Origin of the sequence: Pseudomonas benzenivorans (assembly GCF_024397895.1) — a bacterium.
GTDB classification, from domain to species: Bacteria; Pseudomonadota; Gammaproteobacteria; order Pseudomonadales; family Pseudomonadaceae; genus Aquipseudomonas; species Aquipseudomonas benzenivorans_A.
On the sequence record NZ_CP073346.1, the window covers coordinates 800819 to 820147 of the forward strand.

General features: G+C 65.2%; 19 protein-coding genes and 1 tRNA gene. 7 read left to right on the plus strand and 13 right to left on the minus strand.

What is annotated here, in order from left to right:
- Positions 1 to 260: 260 nt before the first annotated feature.
- Positions 261 to 2189, plus strand: a complete 1929-nt coding sequence (locus tag KDW96_RS03670) for a transglycosylase SLT domain-containing protein (protein ID WP_255839067.1) — start codon at positions 261 to 263, stop codon at positions 2187 to 2189.
- A 37-nt stretch (positions 2190 to 2226) separates the two neighbouring features.
- Here KDW96_RS03670 and KDW96_RS03675 read toward each other — a convergent pair whose 3' ends face one another.
- Positions 2227 to 3033 (minus strand): MOSC domain-containing protein, encoded by an 807-nt coding sequence (locus KDW96_RS03675; protein ID WP_255839068.1) that lies wholly within the window; start codon positions 3031 to 3033, stop codon positions 2227 to 2229.
- On the opposite strand from KDW96_RS03675, the gene KDW96_RS03680 reads away from it, so the two are divergent.
- The gene (locus KDW96_RS03680) at positions 3032 to 3517 is read left to right on the plus strand and encodes a DUF1499 domain-containing protein (RefSeq protein WP_255839070.1); all 486 of its coding nucleotides are present in this window, start codon (positions 3032 to 3034) and stop codon (positions 3515 to 3517) included. The two genes, KDW96_RS03675 and KDW96_RS03680, sit on opposite strands and share 2 nt — an antisense overlap.
- Here the strand turns inward: KDW96_RS03680 and KDW96_RS03685 are convergent.
- From KDW96_RS03685 to KDW96_RS03715, 7 genes are all read right to left on the minus strand, one after another.
- The gene (locus KDW96_RS03685) at positions 3514 to 4449 is read right to left on the minus strand and encodes a chemotaxis protein CheV (protein ID WP_255839071.1); all 936 of its coding nucleotides are present in this window, start codon (positions 4447 to 4449) and stop codon (positions 3514 to 3516) included. The genes KDW96_RS03680 and KDW96_RS03685 overlap by 4 nt on opposite strands.
- 172 nt (positions 4450 to 4621) lie before the next feature.
- Positions 4622 to 5947, minus strand: coding sequence for an ATP-binding protein (locus tag KDW96_RS03690; protein WP_255839072.1), 1326 nt, complete (start codon positions 5945 to 5947; stop codon positions 4622 to 4624).
- Between the two features lie 23 nt (positions 5948 to 5970).
- Positions 5971 to 6588: a hypothetical protein gene (locus KDW96_RS03695; RefSeq protein WP_255839073.1), complete on the minus strand. Its 618-nt coding sequence runs from the start codon at positions 6586 to 6588 to the stop codon at positions 5971 to 5973.
- Position 6589: 1 nt separating this feature from the next.
- On the minus strand, positions 6590 to 6949 hold the full coding sequence (locus KDW96_RS03700; RefSeq protein WP_255839074.1) for a response regulator: 360 nt from the start codon (positions 6947 to 6949) through the stop codon (positions 6590 to 6592).
- 233 nt (positions 6950 to 7182) lie between these two features.
- Positions 7183 to 8742, minus strand: a complete 1560-nt coding sequence (locus KDW96_RS03705; RefSeq protein ID WP_255839075.1) for an FGGY-family carbohydrate kinase — start codon at positions 8740 to 8742, stop codon at positions 7183 to 7185.
- Between the two features lie 15 nt (positions 8743 to 8757).
- Positions 8758 to 10350 carry a glycerol-3-phosphate dehydrogenase/oxidase gene (locus tag KDW96_RS03710; protein WP_255839076.1) on the minus strand — a complete coding sequence of 531 codons (1593 nt, stop codon included), beginning with the start codon at positions 10348 to 10350 and terminating at the stop codon, positions 8758 to 8760.
- 2 nt (positions 10351 to 10352) lie between these two features.
- The gene (locus KDW96_RS03715) at positions 10353 to 11948 is read right to left on the minus strand and encodes an FAD-binding oxidoreductase (RefSeq protein ID WP_255839077.1); all 1596 of its coding nucleotides are present in this window, start codon (positions 11946 to 11948) and stop codon (positions 10353 to 10355) included.
- 128 nt (positions 11949 to 12076) lie between these two features.
- On the opposite strand from KDW96_RS03715, the gene gliR reads away from it, so the two are divergent.
- Positions 12077 to 13108: an AraC family transcriptional regulator GliR gene (gene gliR, locus KDW96_RS03720; protein ID WP_255839078.1), complete on the plus strand. Its 1032-nt coding sequence runs from the start codon at positions 12077 to 12079 to the stop codon at positions 13106 to 13108.
- 35 nt (positions 13109 to 13143) lie between these two features.
- On the opposite strand, the gene KDW96_RS03725 is transcribed toward gliR, so the two are convergent.
- Together KDW96_RS03725 and moaB are read right to left on the minus strand one after the other, a co-directional pair.
- Complete coding sequence (locus KDW96_RS03725) at positions 13144 to 14358, minus strand: molybdopterin molybdotransferase MoeA (RefSeq protein ID WP_255839079.1); 1215 nt, start codon at positions 14356 to 14358, stop codon at positions 13144 to 13146.
- A complete protein-coding gene (gene moaB / locus KDW96_RS03730) occupies positions 14355 to 14894 on the minus strand; it encodes a molybdenum cofactor biosynthesis protein B (protein ID WP_255839080.1) in 540 nt (179 codons plus the stop codon). The genes KDW96_RS03725 and moaB overlap by 4 nt, the downstream gene beginning before the upstream one ends.
- 68 nt (positions 14895 to 14962) lie before the next feature.
- Here moaB and mobA point away from each other — a divergent pair, with 68 nt between their 5' ends.
- From mobA to KDW96_RS03745, 3 genes are all read left to right on the plus strand, one after another.
- On the plus strand, positions 14963 to 15538 hold the full coding sequence (mobA, locus tag KDW96_RS03735; protein ID WP_255839081.1) for a molybdenum cofactor guanylyltransferase MobA: 576 nt from the start codon (positions 14963 to 14965) through the stop codon (positions 15536 to 15538).
- Between the two features lie 87 nt (positions 15539 to 15625).
- Entirely contained in the window at positions 15626 to 15847 is a 222-nt protein-coding gene (locus tag KDW96_RS03740) for a YgdI/YgdR family lipoprotein (protein WP_255839082.1), read from the plus strand.
- Positions 15848 to 15986: 139 nt separating this feature from the next.
- Positions 15987 to 16063: transfer RNA gene (locus tag KDW96_RS03745), tRNA-Pro, on the plus strand.
- A 131-nt stretch (positions 16064 to 16194) separates the two neighbouring features.
- Here KDW96_RS03745 and KDW96_RS03750 read toward each other — a convergent pair.
- From KDW96_RS03750 to KDW96_RS03760, 3 genes are all read right to left on the minus strand, one after another.
- Positions 16195 to 17079, minus strand: a complete 885-nt coding sequence (locus KDW96_RS03750; protein ID WP_255839083.1) for a chemotaxis protein CheV — start codon at positions 17077 to 17079, stop codon at positions 16195 to 16197.
- A 95-nt stretch (positions 17080 to 17174) separates the two neighbouring features.
- Complete coding sequence (locus KDW96_RS03755; RefSeq protein ID WP_255839084.1) at positions 17175 to 17411, minus strand: glutaredoxin family protein; 237 nt, start codon at positions 17409 to 17411, stop codon at positions 17175 to 17177.
- A gap of 169 nt (positions 17412 to 17580) precedes the next feature.
- The gene (locus KDW96_RS03760; protein ID WP_255839085.1) at positions 17581 to 18144 is read right to left on the minus strand and encodes a TetR/AcrR family transcriptional regulator; all 564 of its coding nucleotides are present in this window, start codon (positions 18142 to 18144) and stop codon (positions 17581 to 17583) included.
- A 261-nt stretch (positions 18145 to 18405) separates the two neighbouring features.
- Between KDW96_RS03760 and KDW96_RS03765 the strand changes: the two genes are divergently transcribed.
- On the plus strand, positions 18406 to 19272 hold the full coding sequence (locus KDW96_RS03765; protein WP_370295498.1) for an MBL fold metallo-hydrolase: 867 nt from the start codon (positions 18406 to 18408) through the stop codon (positions 19270 to 19272).
- Positions 19273 to 19329 lie beyond the last annotated feature (57 nt).

A 19329-nucleotide genomic window follows, 5' to 3' on the forward strand; every position in this document is an offset into this window, starting at 1 on the left:
CGCAGCGACTGCTTGTCGACTTGCGCTTCAGTTCTCGACTTTTCATCCCGTTTTCAGCACAAACTGACTTGCCGAGGCCCTGGGCCGCGACAAAAACTGGGCGCGCATTCTAACCGAGATAGGCCGCGGAATTGCGGGCAATTTGCATTGACCCGCCAGTCGGCGGTCACGCTTTCGCCGCCGGGGGGCAAAAGGCTAAGCTAACCGCACTCAGCGCCAGCACCCTTGGCGCCCACTCACACCACCTTCCCGGAAGTGTCATGCGCGGTCGCCTGCTTTTCTTGTTGTCCTGCTTCTGTCTTTCCGCCACTACAGTCGCCTCGGCCCAGGCGACCAGCCTGGACCAGCAGCGCCAATACTACGACGAGGCCAAGCGTGCGCTGGCCAAAGGCAACAGCGAACCCTACCGACGCTACGCCAATGCCTTGCGCGATTACCCGCTGGAACCGTACCTGGCCTACGACGAGCTGACCGCCCGCCTGAAGTCGGCGAGCAATGGCGAGATCGAAAAGTTCCTCGCCGAACACGGCGACCTGCCACAGGCCGGCTGGATGAAATTGCGCTGGCTGCGCTGGCTGGCCGAGCGCGGCGAATGGCAAACCTTCGTCAACCATTACGACCCGGCGCTGAACTTCACCGAACTCGATTGCCTGTATGGCCAGTACCAACTCCGCCACGGTCAGACCGAGGCCGGGTACGCCACCGCAGAAAAGCTCTGGCTGGTCGGCAAATCCCAACCCGAGGCGTGCGACCCCCTGTTCGAGCGTTGGGACGCAGCCGGTCAGCTCACCGAGAAGAGGCGCTGGCAACGCATCAAGCTGGCCGCCGAGGCGCGCAACTATGGCTTGGCCAAGTACCTGGCCAAGACCCTGCCGAGCCTGGACAGGCAGGGGCAGCTGCTGATCGAGGTGGCGCAGAAGCCGCAACTGCTCAGTCAAACGGCCCGGTTCGCCCCGGCCGACTGGGCCATGGCCGACGTAGTCGGCCTGGGCTTGCGCCGCCTCGCCCGGCAGGACCCGGAGAAGGCACTGAGCCTGCTCGACGGCTATGCCCAGCGCATGCGCTTCTCCAGCGAGGAGAAGGTGGCGATTGCCCGCGAGATCGGCCTGACCCTGGCCAAACGCTTCGATGCCCGCGCCCTCGAGGTGATGGCCAAATACGATCCGGAGCTGCGCGACAACACCGTCAGCGAGTGGCGCGCCCGTCTGCTGCTGCGCCTGGGCCGCTGGAACGAGGTACACCAGCTGACCCGGCAGATGCCCGCCGACCTGGCGCAGAGCAGCCGCTGGCGCTACTGGCAGGCGCGCAGCCTGCAGCTGGCCCAGCCCAACAGCCAGGAGCCCCAAGCCCTCTATCAGGGGCTGGCGAAGGAACGCGACTTCTACGGCTTCATGGCCGCCGACCAGGTCAAGGCGCCCTACCATTTGAACAACAAGCCCCTGGCCCTCGACAGCAAGACGCTGGCGAAAGTGCGTAATGCCGCCGGTATCCGCCGCGCCCTGGAATTCCATGCGCGCGGCCAGATCGTCGATGGGCGCCGCGAGTGGTACCACGTCAGCCGCCTGTTCAGCCGCGAGGAGCTGGTCGCCCAGGCCCGCCTGGCCTACGACAAGGGCTGGTACTTCCCGGCCATCCGCACCATCAGCCAGGCCCAGTACTGGGATGACCTCGAAGTGCGCTTCCCCATGGCCCACCGCTCAGAGCTGACCAGCGAAGCGAAGAAGCGCGGCCTGCATTCCAGCTGGGTGTTCGCCATCACCCGTCAGGAAAGCGCCTTCATGGCCGACGCCCGGTCGCCGGTCGGGGCCATGGGCCTGATGCAGTTGATGCCGGCCACGGCCAAGGAAACCGCGCGACGCTTCGGCATAAGCCTGCCGTCGACGCAATTGGCTTACCGGCCGGAGGTCAATATCCAGCTGGGCGCGGCCTACCTGAGCCAGATCTACGGCCAGTTCAAGGGTAACCGCGTGCTCGCCTCCGCCGCCTACAACGCCGGCCCAGGCCGCGTGCGCCAGTGGCTGCGTGGCGCCGACCACCTGGCCTACGACGTCTGGATCGAAAACATCCCCTTCGATGAAACCCGGCAATACGTGCAGAACGTGCTGTCGTATTCGGTGATCTACGGCCAGAAGCTCAACGCACCACAGCCGCTGATCGGCTGGCACGAGCGTTATTTCGACGACCAGTGATGTTCAGGCGCCCAGGATAGGGGGCATTCCCCCAGACCTATTCGATGACCTCGACCGGCATGCCCAGTAGCAGTTCACCGGCGCCACCGGCGATCAGGTTCTGCCCGAAATACACCTCGCCCTCGCGCTGGCGATAGCCCTGCAGGGTCGCCAGCGGTTCGCGATCGGCGTTTCGTTCGCCACTGTGGGGATCGAGGGTGGTCATGATGCAGCGCGAGCAGCCCTTGACCAGACAAAACTCCAGGTCGCCGATACGGATGCGCTTCCAACTGTCTTCGGCATAGGGCTCCGCGCCCTCGACCACCAGGTTGGGGCGAAAGCGCAACATCTCCAGTGGCCGGCCAACCCGCGCCGACAGGTCGTCCAACGAGCCCTGGCCGATCAGTAACAGCGGATAACCGTCGGCAAACGCCACCTTGTCGCCGACTTCGGCATAGGCGGTATCGACCTGCCGAGCGCGCGCCTCGGGCACCTGCACCAGGCGACAAGGACGCCCGAGAAACTGGCTCAGCCAGCGCGCCGCCTCATCGCCGGCATCCGGCACCTGCAGGCTGTCGCGCCAGATGGTCACGCCCCGCAGCTCGGCCTGCACGCCGGGCAGCGCCACCTTCAGGTCGCTCATGCCCGGTGCGCCAAGCAGCAGTTGCTCGTCCCCCTGCCAGCGGGCCGTCAGTTGAGTCATCTGCGGCAATAGCCGCTGGGTCAGAAAGCGTCCGCTGGCCGCATCGACTACCATCCAGCGGCGGTCACCCGACAGCCCCAGGGCGTCCAGCTGCGCGTGCGCAAGGGGCTCGGCGATGGCCGATTTCAACGGATAACGGTACAACCCAGAGAGGCGGAGCATGAGCCTGTTTTCCCTTCGGCAAAGCGCCCTTATACGAGCAAGGCGACGCGGCTTCAAGCCTGCGGCCGGTCTGGCACTGTCGGTTTTGCTCGCTGCCTGCAGTGGCAGCCCGCCGGCCAACCTCGGCGTGCACGATGGCCGCCTGGCGCCATGCCCCGACTCGCCGAACTGCGTCAACAGCCAGGCCAGCGACGCGCAGCAGCGGGTCGAACCACTGCCCCTGCTGGGTGACGCGGAGCAGACCCGGGCACGCCTGGTTGCCATGCTTGCAAGCGAGCCGCGGGCACAATTGGTGGAGCAGGACACTCGCTATCTGCGCGCCGAATTCAGCAGCCGGGTGTTTCGCTTCGTCGACGATGTGGAGTTTCTGATCGGCGAGCAGGCGGTCGAGGTGCGCTCGGCTTCACGCCTCGGCTATGGGGACTTCGGCGTCAACCGGCAACGCATCGAACGGCTGCGGCAGCGCCTCGGGCAGAGGCCCTAGGCGCTCACCTGGTCGAGCAGCAAGCGCTCTCGGATGACCTCGACCAGTTTGTCCGGCTGGAACTTGGAGAGGAAGTTGTCGCAACCGACCTTCTTCACCATGGCCTCGTTGAAACTGCCGGACAACGAGGTGTGCAGCACCACGTACAGCTCCTTCAGGCGCGGGTCCTGGCGGATCTCGGTGGTCAGGCGGTAGCCGTCCATCTCCGGCATTTCCGCATCGGTGAACACCATCAGCAACTTGTCGGTCAGGACCTCCCCGGCATCCGCCCACTGCTTGAGCAGGCGCAACCCTTTCAGGCCATCGGTCGCCACGTGCATCTTCATACCCAGTTGCGACAGGGTATCGCGCAGCTGAGCCACCGCCACGCTCGAGTCATCCACCAGCAACACCTCACGGCCTCGCGCATGCTCCAGCAGCGGGTCGTTCAACCGCTCGCTGGAGATCTTCACGCTGTAGGGCACGATCTCCGCCAGCACCTTCTCGACGTCGATGATTTCGACCAGCTGCTCCTCGACCTTGGTGATTGCGGTCAGGTAGTGCTGGCGCCCGGCGCCACCGGGTGGCGGCAGAATGGACTCCCAGTTGAGGTTGAGGATGCGGTCGACACCGCCCACCAGGAAGGCCTGCACGGTGCGGTTGTACTCGGTGACGATGATGGTGCTGCGCTCATCCGGGACCAGCGGGCGCATGCCAATGGCCTGGGACAGGTCGATCACCGGCAGGGTCTGACCACGCAGGTTGATGACCCCGCAGACGCAGCGATGGCGGTGCGGCATCAGGGTCAGCTTGGGCATCTGCAGGACCTCCTGCACCTTGAACACGTTGATCGCGAACAGCTGCCGGCCGGCCAGGCGGAACATCAGAATTTCCAGGCGGTTCTCACCCACCAGCTGGGTGCGTTGATCGACCGTGTCGAGAATGCCGGCCATTGCGTACTCCTAAGGGTTGTCGTGCCAAGCTGCAGGTGGGGTATCGGCCGGAGCCGGCACAACTGAAGTCACCGCAGACGCCTGCCATGATGCTCAGCTGTGCAATGCGAAATCAGAGGTGCTCAGCGCCGCTATACGGGCGACGGAGAACCGGCAGCCCTGCGTCCAGACATCAGGGTGCGGACGCTTCGCTGACACTCTCTGGCTGCGGCTGACGCAGCGGCAGCCAGACCGTGAATGCGGTTCCTTTGCCCACTTCGCTTTCGACCTCCAGCCTGCCGTTGTGCTTGTCGACGATGCTGTAGGAAACGGACAGGCCAAGCCCAGTGCCCTGCCCTACCGGCTTGGTGGTGAAGAACGGCTCGAACAGCCGGCTGAGGTGCTGGGGCGCAATACCGCCGCCGTTGTCGCGCACCCGCACGAACACCAGCTCGCCCTGACGACCGGTCTCCAGCCAGATCATGCCCTGCTTCTCGATGGCATGGGCGGCATTGACGATCAGGTTCATGAACACCTGGTTGAGCTGCGAACCCAGGCACTCCACCATCGGCAAGTCGCCGTAGTCCTTGACCACCTCGGCTTTGAACTTGATCTCGTTCCAGATCACGTTGAGCGTACTGTCGAGCCCCTTGTGCAGATCGGCGAGCTGCCAGTCACCTGAGTCGATATGGGAGAAGTCGCGCAGGTCCTGCACGATCTGTTTGACCCGCTCCAAGCCCTGGCGCGATTCCTTCACCAGGTCCGCCATGTCGTCGCGCACAAACTCGTAGTCGAGCCTGCGATTGATGCCCTCCAGCACCGAGCGGAAAGCGGCATCCTGCTGCTCGGCGGCCTTCTGATAGGCGTCGATCAGGCTGAACAGGTCGCCGACGTAGTTCTGCAGGCTGCTGAAGTTGGAGTAGACGTAGCCCACCGGGTTGTTGATCTCGTGCGCCACACCGGCGGCCAGCTGGCCGATTGCGGCCATTTTTTCCGACTGCAGCAACTGCGCCTGGGTATCTTCAAGCTTGCGAATCAGGCGGGCCTGCTCGTCTTTCTCAGACTGCAGCAACTGGTTGAGCCGCTCCAGCTGCAGGTGCTGGGTCGCGGTCTCGGTGGCATCGGCAACCGTCAGACAAACGTACTTGACGTTGTCCTCGGCATCCAGCACCGGCGAGAAGGTGCAGTTCTGGTACATCGCTTCGGCCTGCCCGGTGATGGGCCGACTGCCGGAGAAGTTGAACAACGAAGGGCGCTGCTGCCAGGAGGTGAAGGCCAGGTTCTGCAAGGCAAAGACCGAATCGACCTTCTTCTGCACCCACAGCTTCGGCAGTTCGGGACAGACCTCGAACAGCGACTTGCCGACGACATCCGCAATGTCCCGACCGCTATTGAGGACCATGAACTCGTTCCAGAACATCACCCGGCACTCGCCGTCGAGCAGCAGCACGCCCAGGTTGATGTTCTGCAGCACCGCCTGCAGATCCGACTGCAGCAAACCCTCGGTCTCAACCGTCATCGACAAACCTTTCCTGAACAGCTTCAGATATCGCTGAGCATCTGGTCGAGCGCCGCGATCACGGTATCGACCGTGTCCTCGGTGATGCACACCAGCAAGTCGCAATAGAAGCTATGAGTCGCCACCTCGAAGTGGATTTCCAGCACCAGGGCCTGGTGGTCGCGCAACTCCTGGCCGCCCAGGACCTCCTGCAGCGAGCGTCCGCGGGAAAACAGCGAGGGCGAGCCGAAGCTGACCTTCATGTCCACCTGCTGCGCCAGTCCGTTGATACAGGCCCCGGAAAGGATGTTGGTGACGTCCAGCACCAGCTCATCCTGCATGCCGCCCTTGTCGGCGCCTTCATAGCCCATGAGGCCGGCGAGCTGATCGGCACCGTTCTCGCCGAAGCACACGATGACTTCGCCGCGCAGGCGACCGAGAAAGGACTGACGGGTAATGATCACCGGCTGGCTGGCGAGCATCAGCTGCTCCAGCAGCGCGGAATTGGCCACGCCGACCGGATGAATGCGCGGCACGGACAAGGTGACGAACGTCTCGGTCAGGCGTGCCAGGCGATCGGCGCCCTGCCCCATTGCCACGTTCATCAGCTCTTGCAGGGCATCGCGCTGATCTTCATTCAAACCCGACAGTCGATTGGTCATCTTAGATCAACCCTATTTGGCGCAGTGCCGCCTGCATGGCTTCAGGCGTGATGGGTTTCTTGACGAAGGCCGCGGCGCCGAGTTCGCGCACCCGCTGCTGCGCCTGCGGCTGGATATCCGCACTGATGACGATAACCACGGCATTGGCATCCTCACGCTTGAGCAACTCCAGCGTGCGGAAACCGTCCATCACCGGCATCGTCAAATCGAGGAAGATCACCTCGGCATGCCCGGCGTGGTAGGCGTCCAGCGCCTCCTGACCATTGGCAGCCTGGGTGACCACGGCGTTGAGCTCATCAGGCAGCGCCTTCATCACCAGCTTTCTCGACATGGCCGAGTCGTCGACAATCAATACTTTCAAACGGACCTTCCTTTCGATCACTTTTTATTGTTGCGCGCGCCCTTCGCTAAGGGGCGACTTTCAAACCAGGACCCGCGAATCGGCGCGTCATTTGCCCCTGAAACCTTAGACCAGCAGAACGCGCTCGCCAGGACGCTGCCCGCCGGGCAAACCTGGGTTTGTCCAGCGACCAACTTCCGTGTCATTCGGGATGATGTGTGCGCTAGCGAGCGGGATGCGACGCGTCCGCGCGCTTAACCCGGGTATCCGGTGATGGCACGGATGCGAAGGTACAACGGCCTGAGCCGCTTGTACATCTGCAGATAGACCTCCCGATAAAGGCGCTCATAGAGTCGACGAGCCGGGGGGTTGGGCTGGAAAATCCGGCCCACTCGGGTCATCGCCTGGATCGCCGAAGGGAAGTCTGAATACAACCCCAGGCCCACTGCACAGTCGATGGCAGCGCCCAGCCCGGAGGTCTCGTAGGTATGCGGGCGCTCGGCAGGCAGGCCGAAGATGTCGGCGGTCAGCTGCATCGCCGCATCGCTTTGCGAGCCACCGCCCGAGACCCGCAGACAGGTGATCTTGCTGCCCGAGCGCTTCTCGATCCGTTCTTTGCCCTGGCGCAGGGCGTAGGCCAGGCCTTCGAGAATGGCGCGATAGAGATGGGCCCGGGTGTGCACGTCGCCGAAGCCGATGATCGAGCCCTTGGCCTCCAGGCCAGGGTCGCGCACGCCTGGCGACCAGTAGGGTTGCAGCATCAAGCCCATGGAGCCCGGCGGCACCGAATTGACCAGCTCGTCGAACAGCGCCTCGGGTTCGACGCCCAACGCCCCGGCTCGCTGCAGCTCATGCAGGCCGAACTCCTGCTTGAACCAGCTGACCATCCAGAAACCGCGGAAGATCATCACCTCGGTGTTGAAGTGCCCGGGAATCGCCGCGGGATAAGGCGGAATCAGCGGCGTGGTCTCCAGGTAGCTGCGTCGCGTGGTGTTGATGGTCGCAGTGGTGCCGTACGACAGGCAGGCGATATGCGGCTCGACCCCGCCGGCGCCGAGCACCTCGCAGGCCTTGTCGGCGCCAGCGGCGATCAGCGGCAGCCCCTCGGGGATGCCGGTGTGGCGGCTGGCTTCGGCGCTGATGCGGCCCAGTTGCTCGCCCGGCTCGTAGAGGTCCGGCAATTGCTCCCGGCGCACCGGCATCGCCTGCCACTTCCAGTCGCCCGGCGCGGCCCATTTCAGCCGCTTGTAGTCGAACGGCAGATAGGCGACGCAACTGGCCAGCGAGTCGACGAAACGACCGCAAAGCCGGTGACTGAGAAAGCCGGACAGCAGCAGCACCTTGTGGGTCCTGGCCCAGACCTCCGGCTGCTGCTGGGCGATCCAGTTGACCTCGGCCTGGGCGCGAAAGTGCGCCACCGCGTCCTCGGCCCGGGCCAGCTTGAGCAGCCAGCCCCAAGGCCCCTTGATCCTGCCCCGCACCTCGGCACGACGCTGGTCGAGCCAGAGCATGGCCGGGCGCAGCGGCTGCCCTGCCTCGTCGACGTTGATCAGGGTGCCGCGCTGGGTGGTCAGGGACACACCCTTGATGCGGCTGCGGTCGATATCGACCTGCTGCCACAGCCGCTGACAGGCTTCGCCCAGGCTGGTCCAGTAATACTCGGGATCCTGCTCGGCCCAGCCCGGCTCCTTGGAATAGTAGGCCTGCAGCTCCACCTTGCCCTTGCCGACCAGGTTGCCCTGCAGGTCGAACAGCAGGGCACGCACGCTCTGGGTGCCGTTATCGATGGCCAGCAGATAGCTTTGTTCGCTCAAGGTGCAGCCCCTGGTTTATGGATTTTCGGTCGGTTGCGGCAGGCTGTAGCACTGGCGCCAGAGCGCCAGGTAGTCGCGCTCCTCCTGCGTCCAGCGGCCATCGTCCCAGCCCAGACGCCCCTGACACAGCTGACGAATGCGAGGCATCTGCGCCTCACCGCCCCCCGCCAGCAGCAGCCCGATGCGTGTGCGCCGCAGCAGCAGGTCGTCGAGATGCAGGACCAGCTCATGCTGCGCCGCCCAGGCCAGCTCGGCCCAGTGGGTATCGGTGCCGGCCAGGCGCGTGGCGCCGAGCTGATCCAGCAGCGCCAGCACGCCCGGCAGATCGCGGCCGTAGCGGCCACCCAGGCGCCGCAGCTGGGCCGGGCTCAGCTGCGGCATCGGCGGCGCAGCGCAGGGGCGGAACAGGCTGCCGTCACCCTCGTCCAGAGGCCGGCCGACGAAGGCGGCGCAGGCCCGCAGCACCTCCAGGGCCAGCAGGCGAAAGGTGGTCAGCTTGCCGCCGGCCAGGGTCACGCAGCCAGGCTCGACCCAGAGCGCATGCTCGCGCGTCTCGTCGGAGGGCTCGCGGCCGGGCGCGCCATCGCTGACCACCGGGCGCACCCCCGCCCAGGTGGACAGCACGTCTTCAGCGCCGATGGCTGCGCCCGGGAACTGCTGGGCGCAGGCGGCCAGCAGGTAGTTCAGCTCCTCGACGCTGATGCGCGCCTCCCGGTCCAGCGACTCGCGATGATCCAGGTCGGTGGTGCCGACCACCGTCGCGCCTTCCCAAGGGAAGACGAACACCGGACGGCGATCCGCGGCGTGCATGAAGCTGAAGGCATGGGCCACCGGCAGGCGCCAGGCTGGCACCAGCAGGTGGCTGCCACGCAAGGGACGGACATGTTCCTGGCCGCGTTTGCCGCGCAGGCGGTCGGCCCAGGCCCCGGTGGCCAGGGTCACGGCGCGGGCTCGAAAATCGAAGTTCCGGCCACTTTCCCGGTCCTGCGCGCGCAGACCGACCACCCGCGCCTGTTCGCGCACCAGATCGATCACCCGCAGTCCATTGAGCGCCTCGCCCCCCTCGCCGCGAGCTTCACTCAATACCCGCATGACCAGGCGGGCATCGTCAGTCACCGCGTCGAAGAAGCACGTGGCGCCGAGCAGCCCCTCTTCCTTCAGGCCCGGCGCCAGGTAGCGCAACTGCTGCAGCGGGTAGTACAGGTGGTTGCGCTTGCCGGCCAGGGCGTCGTACAGCGCCAGCAGCCCACCGAAGACCTTGGGCCCGGGAAAGGCGCCGCGATAATGGGCCATCAGAAAACTCAGCGGCTCGACCAGGCCCGGGGCCTCGCGCAACAGGCGCTGGCGTTCGCGAACCGAGTCGCGGGTCAGGCCCAGCCGCCCCTTGGCGATGTAGCGCAGGCCGCCGTGGACCATCTTCGACGATCGGCTGGAGGTGCCCCAGGCGAAGTCGCGCTGCTCCAGCAGCAGGCACTTCCAGCCGCGTCGCGCCGCCTCATGCAGGATGCCCGCTCCGCAGATACCGCCGCCCACCACGATCAGGTCCCAGTCGCGGGCGGCCAGCTCGGGCAGCGCGGCCTCGCGCCAGGCGGCATTCCAGGCGCTCATACTCAGTCCTCGAGCAACACGCCGGGCGCCAGGCGACGCTCCGGGTCGAAATGCACAGACAGCGCCTGCAGCGCCGCCAGACCCAGCTCGCCCTTTTCCGCCACCAGGTAAGGCGCGTGATCGCGGCCGACGCCATGCTGATGACTGATGGTGCCGCGGTTCTCGGCGATGGTCCGGCTGGCGGCCTGCTTCAGCCGCTGCCAGCGACTCATGGCCTGCTGGTAGCTGGCGCCGGGGCGGAACACGTAGGTGGTATAGATGCTCGAACCCTCGCCATATACGTGGGACAGGTGAGTGAACACATGCACCCGCTCCCCCTCTGCGGCCAGCTCCTCGCGCAGGCTGGCCTCGACCTTGTTCAGCAGGCTGTCGACATTGCTCCAGTCGGTGGCGGTTTCCAGGGTGTCCACCGCGTAGCCGGCGCTCCACAGGCCGTGACGCAGATAGGGAAAGCGAAAGCGGTTCTCTGCCCACTTCTTGCCCAGCCGGGTGCCGGTGAACACCCCGCCAAAGCCCTTGAGCAGGCGCTTGGCCTGTTTCAGTGAGGCGGCGTTCTGCCCACCGCTACCAGTGACGCCGAAGGTCAGCATGCACTTGCCATCGCCCGCGCCGCGCAGGGCCAGGTACTTTTCCAGCCAGGCGATCTGCCGCGGATGACCGGCCAGGGCCAGCTGGGTGCGGGTCTCGATGGCGTTGGACAGGCGCAGCATGGACAGCGGCACGCGGGCCTGCGCCAGGGTGCGAATGCCCTGCAGGGCTTGCTGCCAGTCGGGCATGAACACCGAATAGAAACGCTCCTGCTCGGCCAGGCGGCTGATACGCACCTTGACCTCGGAGATGATGCCGAAGCGCCCCTCCGAGCCCATCACCATCTCGCGCAGATCAGGGCCGGCGGCGGAGGCCGGGAAACAGGGGATTTCCAGGGTGCCGGCGAAGGTCTCCACCCGGCCGCCGGCGAACAGCTGTTCGATGCGTCCGTAACGCAGGGACTGCTGGCCACTGGAGCGGCTGGCGACCCAACCACCGAGGGTGGACAGCTCCCAGGATTGCGGAAAGTGACCCAGGGTGTAGCCCCGGGCGCGCAACTGGCTCTCGACCTGGGGCCCGTTGGCGCCGGGACCGAAGGTGGCGATCAGGCTGTCCTCGTCGATGTCCAGCAGACGGTTCATGCGCGCCAGCGACACCGTCAGCACCGGTCTGTCACCGGCCTGTGGGTTGATGTGACCGGCCACCGAGGTGCCGCCGCCGTAGGGAATGACCACCGCATCCTGCTGACGGGCCCAGTCCAGCAGCTGGCGAATGTGCTCGGCGCTTTCCGGGAAGGCAACGCCATCGGGGAATATGCCGAACTCGCCGGAGCGCATCGCCAGCCAGTCCGGCAGGCTCTGGCCGCGGGCGTGGCGCAGGCGTTCCTCGGGATCCAGGCTGATCAGCGGATGGGCCGGCAGGCGGGTCGCCGGCACGCGGGCCAGCGCCTGATCGAGACTCGCATCGACCAGCACCTGGCCCGGCCCCACCCGCTCGGCGAGGAATCCCTGGCCATGGGCCGGCAACGCCACCTCGGTACTCTCCTCGCCCCAGCCGTTCCAACGTCGCATGCGCCTCTCCCCGTGGATATTCCGAACACCCTCACTGGCTGCCTATACTAGCCAGCCGCCGCAAGGGGTCACTGTCGAATCGGGACAGTGCCTATCGCCAATCAAGACAGACCGCACCAGAAGGCGCCATGGAAAACCTCGGTTACACCTCGGTCCCCGCCCTGCTCAAGTACCTGCGCTACGCCGAACAGCTCGAGCTGGATGTCGCGCCAGCGCTGGCAGCAGCGGGCATCAGCGCCGAGGCGCTGCGTGACAACGGCAAGCGCCTGCCCGGCGAAAGCCATGAGCAGTTGCTGGCACAGCTGCTGCGTCTGTCCGGTGACCCGCTGTTCGGCCTGCGCTCGGCGCGCTTCGTGCAGCCGGGTTCATGGAGCGTACTCGGCTACATCGCCATGAACTGCGCCACCCTCGGCGAAGCCATGGGCCGTATCGTGCCCTACGAGAAACTGGTGGGCGACATGGGCGTGAGCCGGCTGGAAGAGGTTGGCGAGCAGGTTCGTCTGATCTGGAGCTGCCGCCACCAGAGCGCGGAGATCCGCCGGCACATGGTGGAGAACGTGCTGGCCTCCTGGCTGCTGTACGCGCGCTGGATGGCCGATGCCGATTACTCGCCCCATGAGGTCTGGTTCGAACATGGGCTGCCGTCCGAGGCGCCCCTGGCCGAGTATCAGGCCGTATTCGGCTGCCCGGTGCGTTTCCAGCAAGCGTGCAACGCGCTGATCGTGCCGCAGGAATACCTGCAGGTGCCGCTGCGCCAGGCCGACGCCAATCTGCTGCGCACCCTCGAGGAGCATGCCCTGACCCTGATGGCTGGGCTGAACGACGACGAGCCCCTGCCGCTGCGGGTGAAGAACGCGTTGCGTCTGCTGCTCAAGGACGGGCTGCCGCGCAAGGAACGGGTGGCGGAGAAGTTCCACATGACGGTGCGTACCCTGCAGCGCCACCTGCAGCTTGCCGGCACCAGCTACCAGCAGATTCTCGATCAGCTGCGCCAGGAGCTGGCCGAGCACTACTTGCTGCGCAGCGAACTGACGATTCAGGACATCGCCAGCTACCTGGGCTTCACCGAGTCACGCTCCTTCCACCGCTGCTTCAAGGGCTGGACCGGGCAGACACCCGGCGAGTACCGCGCGGCCGGACGCGCCGCGGCGAAGCCTTAGCCAGGCTTGGCCGCGGCGCGGCGCGCCACACATCACTACCCGAGGATCTCGCTCAGGGGGATAAAGCGCAGGCTGTCGCCCTCGACCAGGGTGCTTCCCTCCAGGACCTCGGCAATGCCTTCGGCCCAGGCGGCGCTGCGCAGCACCCCGGAACTCTGGTTCGGATAGGGCACCACCCGCCCGCCCTCGAGACGCGCACGCAAGTATTCGCGCCGCTTGCCCGGCTTGCTCCAGGTGAAGCCAGCAGGCATGGCGAAGCCCAAGGGCTCGACCCGCTGCACGCCGAGGCGGCGCAGCAGATAGGGCCGTGCCAGCAGACCGAAGGTGACCAGAGTGGAGGCCGGATTGCCCGGCAAACCGAGTACCGGCACGCCGCGAAACTGCCCGAAGGTCAAGGGTTTGCCCGGCTTGATCGCCAGCTTCCACAGGGTCAGTTCGCCTTCCTCGCGCAGCGCCACGCCGAGAAAGTCCGCCTCGCCCACCGAGACACCACCGGTGGACAGGATCAGATCGACGTCGCTCAGCGCGGACAAGGCGGCACGGGTTTGCGCGAGGTCGTCGGCCAGGATGCCCCCGTCCACCACCGCACAGCCCAGGCGCTGCAGCCAGGTGATCAACAGGCGGCGGTTGCTGTTGTAGATCTGCCCCGGCCCCAGCGGCAGCCCCGGCTCGACCAGCTCATCGCCGGTGGACACCACCGCCACCCGCGGACGGCGTCGCACCTGCAGTTCGGCCATGCCGAGCGAGGCGGCCAGACCCAACTCGATCGGCCCCAGGCGGGTGCCGGCCGGCAGCACATGGTCGCCGACGCGGGTTTCCTGGCCCTGCGGCCGGACGTTCTGCCCGAGCTTCAGTGGCTCGCGAAAACGCACCCGACCCACGCCATCGACCTCGACGTTCTCCTGCATTTCCACGGTATCGGCGCCGGCCGGCAGCGGCGCACCGGTGAAGATGCGCGCACAGCTGCCCGGCTGCAGCGGCTTCGGCGCACTGCCGGCCTGGATACGCTGACTCACCGCCATGGGCTCGCCGCGCCATTCGGCCAGGCACAGGGCATAGCCGTCCATCGCGCTGTTGGCCCAGGGCGGCAGATCCAGCCCGGCGATCAGCGGGGCAGCCAGCACACGGCCATCGGCGTCGGCCAGGGCGACCCGCTCGACCTCGGTGATCGGCGCCGATTCGGCCAGACTCATCAACTTCGCCAGCGCCTCCTCGACCGGCAGCAGGCCGGGCCGATCGCCGGCACTCATCCGCGGCTCTCGCAGGCGTCCGCCTGCTTCAGGTGGGCAACGAAATTGCAGGGCCGGTGACGGGCATCCAGTTGCTCGGCAAGGATGCCATCCCAGGCGGTGCGGCAGGCATTGGTCGAACCCGGCAGGCAGCACACCAGGGTGCCGTTGGCCATGCCGGCCAGGGCGCGGGACTGCACGGTCGAGGTGCCGATATCGGCCACTGAAATCTGCCGGAACAGCTCGCCGAAGCCGTCCACCTGCTTGTCCAGCAAGCAGCTGACCGCTTCCGGGGTGCTATCGCGACCGGTGAAACCGGTGCCTCCGGTGATCAGCACCACCTGCACGCCGTCCTCGGCGATCCAGGTGGCGACCTGGGCGCGGATCTTGTACAGATCGTCCTTCAGCAACTGGCGGGCGGCCAGTCGATGTCCGGCTTCCTGCAAACGGTCGACGAACAGCTGACCGGAGGTATCGGTGTCCAGATTGCGCGTGTCGCTGACGGTCAGCACGGCAATATTCAGCGGCACGAATACCGCCTCGGCCTTGTGATTCATGGCAGGTTTCCAGTTATCGGGGATAATGCCGGAAGTTATATCACAGGCCCGCCTCTGGAGGCTTCGCCATGCCCGCCATTACTGCCCCGCCGCCCTGTTCCGTGCTGCTGCTCGCCGGCGGCCGCGGAAGCCGCATGGGCGGTCGCGACAAAGGCCTGCTGGACTGGCAGGGTCGCCCGTTGATCGCCTGGCTGCATGAACTGGTGCGCCCGCTGACGGACGACCTGATCATCTCGTGCAACCGCAACGCCGAACGCTATGCCAGCTTCGCCGATCGCCTGGTGCAGGACGACGACCAGGACTTCCAGGGCCCCTTGGCCGGCATTCGTGCCGGCCTTAAAGCGGCCCGCCATTCCTATTTACTGGTGTTGCCCTGCGACGCTCCGCGCCTCGATCGCGCCTTGCTCGAGGCCCTGCTGAGCAGCGCCGGCGCTCATCCGGTCATCGTGCGCCAAGGCGGCTACTGGGAACCGCTGTTCTGCCTGATTCCCACCAGCCTGACCGAGTCACTGGAGTCTGCCTGGCAGGCGGGCGAACGCAGCCCCCAGCGCTGGATGCGTGAACTCGGGCCGGTGGCGATCGACTGCCCACCGGACGACCCGCGCCTGGCTAACCTGAACACGCCGACGATGCTGTCCGGCTGACACGCCGGTCGCGCCATTCTCGGGAACCTTAGCGGTGTTCTTTCGTCTGAGGCAGGGTAGACACCCCCTCAGCCAAGGAGCACTTCCATGACCCGACGGACCCTTCCGGTGATCCTCCTGACCTTGGGCCTGGCCACGCTGGTCGGTTGCGCATCGCCTTCGGTGATCACCCTGAACGATGGTCGCGAGCTTCAGACCCGGGATCAGCCACGCTACAACGCGGCATCGGGTTTCTACGAGTTCGAGCAGCTCGACGGTACGCGCGCCCAGGTGAACAAGGACCAAGTGAGCACCATCCACGAACGCTGAGCGCTCATTGCACCCGGCCGATTCGGCCTTGGCGAGCTGCCGTATGAGGTGAAACCGCTGGTCGCTTCGTCTCTTCAGCCAAAAAAAAACAGCCTAACCCCTTGTGCAGCAAAAGTTTTTCAGTACAATTTCCACCTATCGGAGTGTAGCGCAGCTTGGTAGCGCGTCTCGTTCGGGACGAGAAGGTCGCAGGTTCGAATCCTGTCTCTCCGACCAAATCCCAGTTTCTAGCAGTCTCAAACACTCTACGAAACACCCCAAGAAGCCCGCCTAGTGCGGGCTTTCTTGTGTCCGCAGAAACAAGGCCGAGCCCCGCCAAGGCGAGGCCCGAATAGCGGACAGAACGATCAGGCCAGGCGCTGAAAAGCGCGCAGCATGGCTTGGCTCAAGTCCACCGTGGAAAATTTGGTGAGCACATCATTGGCACCGACCGCTCGCGCTTTCTCGGTGTTCATGGTGCTGTCCAGCGAGGTATGCAGCAGCACGTAGGTCTGACCTATCTCGGGGTTGCGACGGATTTCCCGCACCAGGCTGTAGCCATCCATTTCCGGCATTTCGATATCCGAGACCAGCACTTCGATCGGCTGCCCCGCTGCCTGCTGGGTGAGCAGCAAGTCCATGGCCGCAGCGGCGCTGCGCACTGCCTGGCAGTCCAGATCAAGCTTGCGCAAGGTGACCAGGGTCTGCTGCAACGCCACGTGGGAGTCGTCCACCACCAGCACGCGGCGGCCTGCCAGCAACTGGCGCTCGGTATCCGGGAGCACTTGCACGTCGAGTTCTGCCGGGGTCACAGGCGCGAGTTCGTGGAGCACCTTCTCGACATCGAGAATCTGCACGATGGCGCCGTCGATCTGGGTCACACCGGTGATAAAGGCTCTGGCGCCCGTACCCGCCGGTGGCGGTCGCACATCGCCGGTCGAGCACTGGACGATACGTTCGACCCGCTGCACGTGCAGTCCCTGGCGGGAGCGGCTGAGCTCGGTGAGGATCAGGCAACCGTCCTGACTATCACTGCGGCCCGGCTCGCCGATCGCGCGAGCCAGGTCGATGACGGTCAGCGCCGCGCCGCGCAGCGTCGCGATACCGCGCACATGAGGATGACGATTGGGCAATTTGGTCAGTGGCGGGCACTCGATGACCTCATTGACCTTTAGCAGGTTGATACCCAGCAACCGGCCACTGTGCAGTCGAAACAACAGCAGCGAAAACGCATCCCCCATCACCCCACTCATTCGTGGCTCCACCCCTTCTGATTCTGTTCATTTATCCGCTTTACGGTGCGGTTTTGATTCTGCTTGTCTCGCCCCGGCTGCCGGCCGCCGACGACTCAACGCAGAAAGGCCACGACCTGCTCGCCGTCGAATGGCCAATCGAGTTCGGCACCGGTATCGCAGCGGCGCAACACCGGTATGCGCAGGCCGTACTGCTCGACCCACTCTTCCTGCTCGGCGATGTCGACCAGTTCCACCAGCAAACCATGCTCGACGAACGGCATCAGCAGCGCTTCCGCCACTTCACATAGATGGCAGCCAAGGGTGCCGAATAGTTGGCATTCAGGGAGCATCCGCACACATCCAGAAAACACGAGAAAAGCAGTCTAGCACCAGGCTACCGCAGCCGCTCCCCGAGGCCAAAGCGCCTGTGCGATCCCTGGCACAATCGACCGTCACCTGGCAGGCATCCACAATCCTTCTGGACGGCCTCACGCTTGAGTCAATCCGGCGCAGGCGCCCTCAAACGCCGGCAGCGGCCAGCAGCCGCTCGGCAGCCGCCTTCGCCTGCAGGGCCTGGTCGCCTGGTCCATAGATGTGCGCCATGCTGATCGCGCCCTCGACCAGAAACTGCAACTGCGCAGCCAGGGCCTCGGCTTCAGCCTCGCCCACTCCCAGGGACTCCAGGGCGGTGCGAAAGTAAGTCAGCACAAAGCGTTTCTGTTCGGCGGCCTGCAGGTGAATCGGGTTGCTGCGGTCGTGAAACTCCGCCGCTGCATGCAGGAACAGACAGCCGCAGAAGCCCTGCTCATGTAACCAGCGATGCACGCCATCGAAAGCCCCCAGTATGGCCTCGCGCGGCGTCAGGCGCTGCTGGGCGCGACGCATCCGCTCGCTGATCTCTTCATGCTGCGTCTGCAAGGCGGCGAGAATCAGCTCGTCCTTGGACTTGAAATGCTTGTACAGGGTCATCTTCGCCACCCCGGACTCGGCCAGGATGCGGTCGATGCCGGTGCTGTGGTAACCCTCGCGATAGAACAGCTCCAGCGCGGTGTTGAGCAGCTGCTCGCGTTTAGTCGATGCCATCTACTACCTCCATGAGTCGCCATTATGCGCAGGCCATGCGCGGACCGGAAAGCAACGAACCGGGAGTCCGGGACAGAAGACACTTGAACTATACAGACCTGTCTGTTTATTATTCAAGCCGTCACCTCACTCCGCAGGAGTAGCGCAATGAACCCGTTCGAGCTGAACCAGCCTGCCGATCGCGCCAACCCGCACCAGTCGTTCAACCTGCACAGTTCACACGCCCGGCAAGCCCGGACACTGCTTCCGAGGAGTGCCGTGATGGGCATGGTCAATCTGCTGATCGCCCTGACGCTTGGCCTCACCAGCCTGATCAGCGAAGCCGGCGGCGTGCGCTTCAGCCTGGTGAAGACGGCCGAGACCCGCCCCCTGGATGCATTCAGCTTGGCGAGGAGTCAGGAAAGCCAGGGAGCGGTGGCTGACCATGTGGCGGTGCTGATCGAGCACCATGCCGCGACCCTATTGTTCGACACCTCGCTGGGACGTCAGATCGACAGCCAGTTCGCCAACGAGATGCCCTGGTACAACAAGCCGCTGCTGAAGGGTGTCGAGGTCGCGCCGGTGCGCGATCAACTCGAACGTCACGGGGTTCGGGTCGATCGCATCCTGCTATCTCATGTGCATTGGCATAGCGCTTCCGGTCTGGCGGACTTTCCAGAGGTGCCGGTCTGGGCCCCCTATGAGGAGATCGAGTTCAGCCAGACGGGCGGTGCTCCGGCAGTTCTGTCCGGTCAGTTCCGCCACGGGGTCAAGTGGCGGCCCTACGACTTCCTCCCCAGGCCTTTTATGGGATTCGAGCAAAGCCATGACCTGTTCGGCGATGGCAGCCTGGTGCTGGTACCGCTAAAGGGCCACACCCCCGGCTCGGTCGGCCTGTTCGTCACCCTTGAGGACGGTCGCCGTTTCTTCTTTCCCGGTGATATCGGCGGGCTCCCGGAGAGCGCTGAAGAGTCGCCAAAGCAGCGCTTGATCCGCAGCCGAATGCTCGACCACGACCGCGCGGCGGCTCGCTCGACACTTGCGCGATTGCAGCAACTGCTTAGCCAAGAAAGCGCACTGACGCTGGTCCCGGCCCACGACGCGATCGCCCACGAAAAGTTGGGTTATTACCCTAATTGGACCCGGTAGTCACAGGCCCATTTCCAGGCGGTAAGACCAGCCTACCAAAGTCTAAAAGCTATCCGT

Excerpts from the sequence above, each read along its gene's own strand:
- KDW96_RS03725 (WP_255839079.1), bottom strand. The coding sequence starts at position 14,358 with ATGAGTGCCGGCGATCGGCCCGGCCTGCTGCCGGTCGAGGAGGCGCTG.
- KDW96_RS03765 (WP_370295498.1), top strand. The coding sequence starts at position 18,406 with ATGGGCATGGTCAATCTGCTGATCGCCCTGACGCTTGGCCTCACCAGC.
- KDW96_RS03675 (WP_255839068.1), bottom strand. The coding sequence starts at position 3,033 with ATGCTCCGCCTCTCTGGGTTGTACCGTTATCCGTTGAAATCGGCCATC.
- KDW96_RS03685 (WP_255839071.1), bottom strand. The coding sequence starts at position 4,449 with ATGGCCGGCATTCTCGACACGGTCGATCAACGCACCCAGCTGGTGGGT.
- KDW96_RS03740 (WP_255839082.1), top strand. The coding sequence starts at position 15,626 with ATGACCCGACGGACCCTTCCGGTGATCCTCCTGACCTTGGGCCTGGCC.
- KDW96_RS03680 (WP_255839070.1), top strand. The coding sequence starts at position 3,032 with ATGAGCCTGTTTTCCCTTCGGCAAAGCGCCCTTATACGAGCAAGGCGA.
- KDW96_RS03755 (WP_255839084.1), bottom strand. The coding sequence starts at position 17,411 with ATGCTCCCTGAATGCCAACTATTCGGCACCCTTGGCTGCCATCTATGT.
- KDW96_RS03760 (WP_255839085.1), bottom strand. The coding sequence starts at position 18,144 with ATGGCATCGACTAAACGCGAGCAGCTGCTCAACACCGCGCTGGAGCTG.
- KDW96_RS03690 (WP_255839072.1), bottom strand. The coding sequence starts at position 5,947 with ATGACGGTTGAGACCGAGGGTTTGCTGCAGTCGGATCTGCAGGCGGTG.
- gliR (WP_255839078.1), top strand. The coding sequence starts at position 12,077 with ATGGAAAACCTCGGTTACACCTCGGTCCCCGCCCTGCTCAAGTACCTG.
- moaB (WP_255839080.1), bottom strand. The coding sequence starts at position 14,894 with ATGAATCACAAGGCCGAGGCGGTATTCGTGCCGCTGAATATTGCCGTG.
- mobA (WP_255839081.1), top strand. The coding sequence starts at position 14,963 with ATGCCCGCCATTACTGCCCCGCCGCCCTGTTCCGTGCTGCTGCTCGCC.
- KDW96_RS03710 (WP_255839076.1), bottom strand. The coding sequence starts at position 10,350 with ATGAGCGCCTGGAATGCCGCCTGGCGCGAGGCCGCGCTGCCCGAGCTG.
- KDW96_RS03715 (WP_255839077.1), bottom strand. The coding sequence starts at position 11,948 with ATGCGACGTTGGAACGGCTGGGGCGAGGAGAGTACCGAGGTGGCGTTG.
- KDW96_RS03750 (WP_255839083.1), bottom strand. The coding sequence starts at position 17,079 with ATGAGTGGGGTGATGGGGGATGCGTTTTCGCTGCTGTTGTTTCGACTG.
- KDW96_RS03670 (WP_255839067.1), top strand. The coding sequence starts at position 261 with ATGCGCGGTCGCCTGCTTTTCTTGTTGTCCTGCTTCTGTCTTTCCGCC.
- KDW96_RS03695 (WP_255839073.1), bottom strand. The coding sequence starts at position 6,588 with ATGACCAATCGACTGTCGGGTTTGAATGAAGATCAGCGCGATGCCCTG.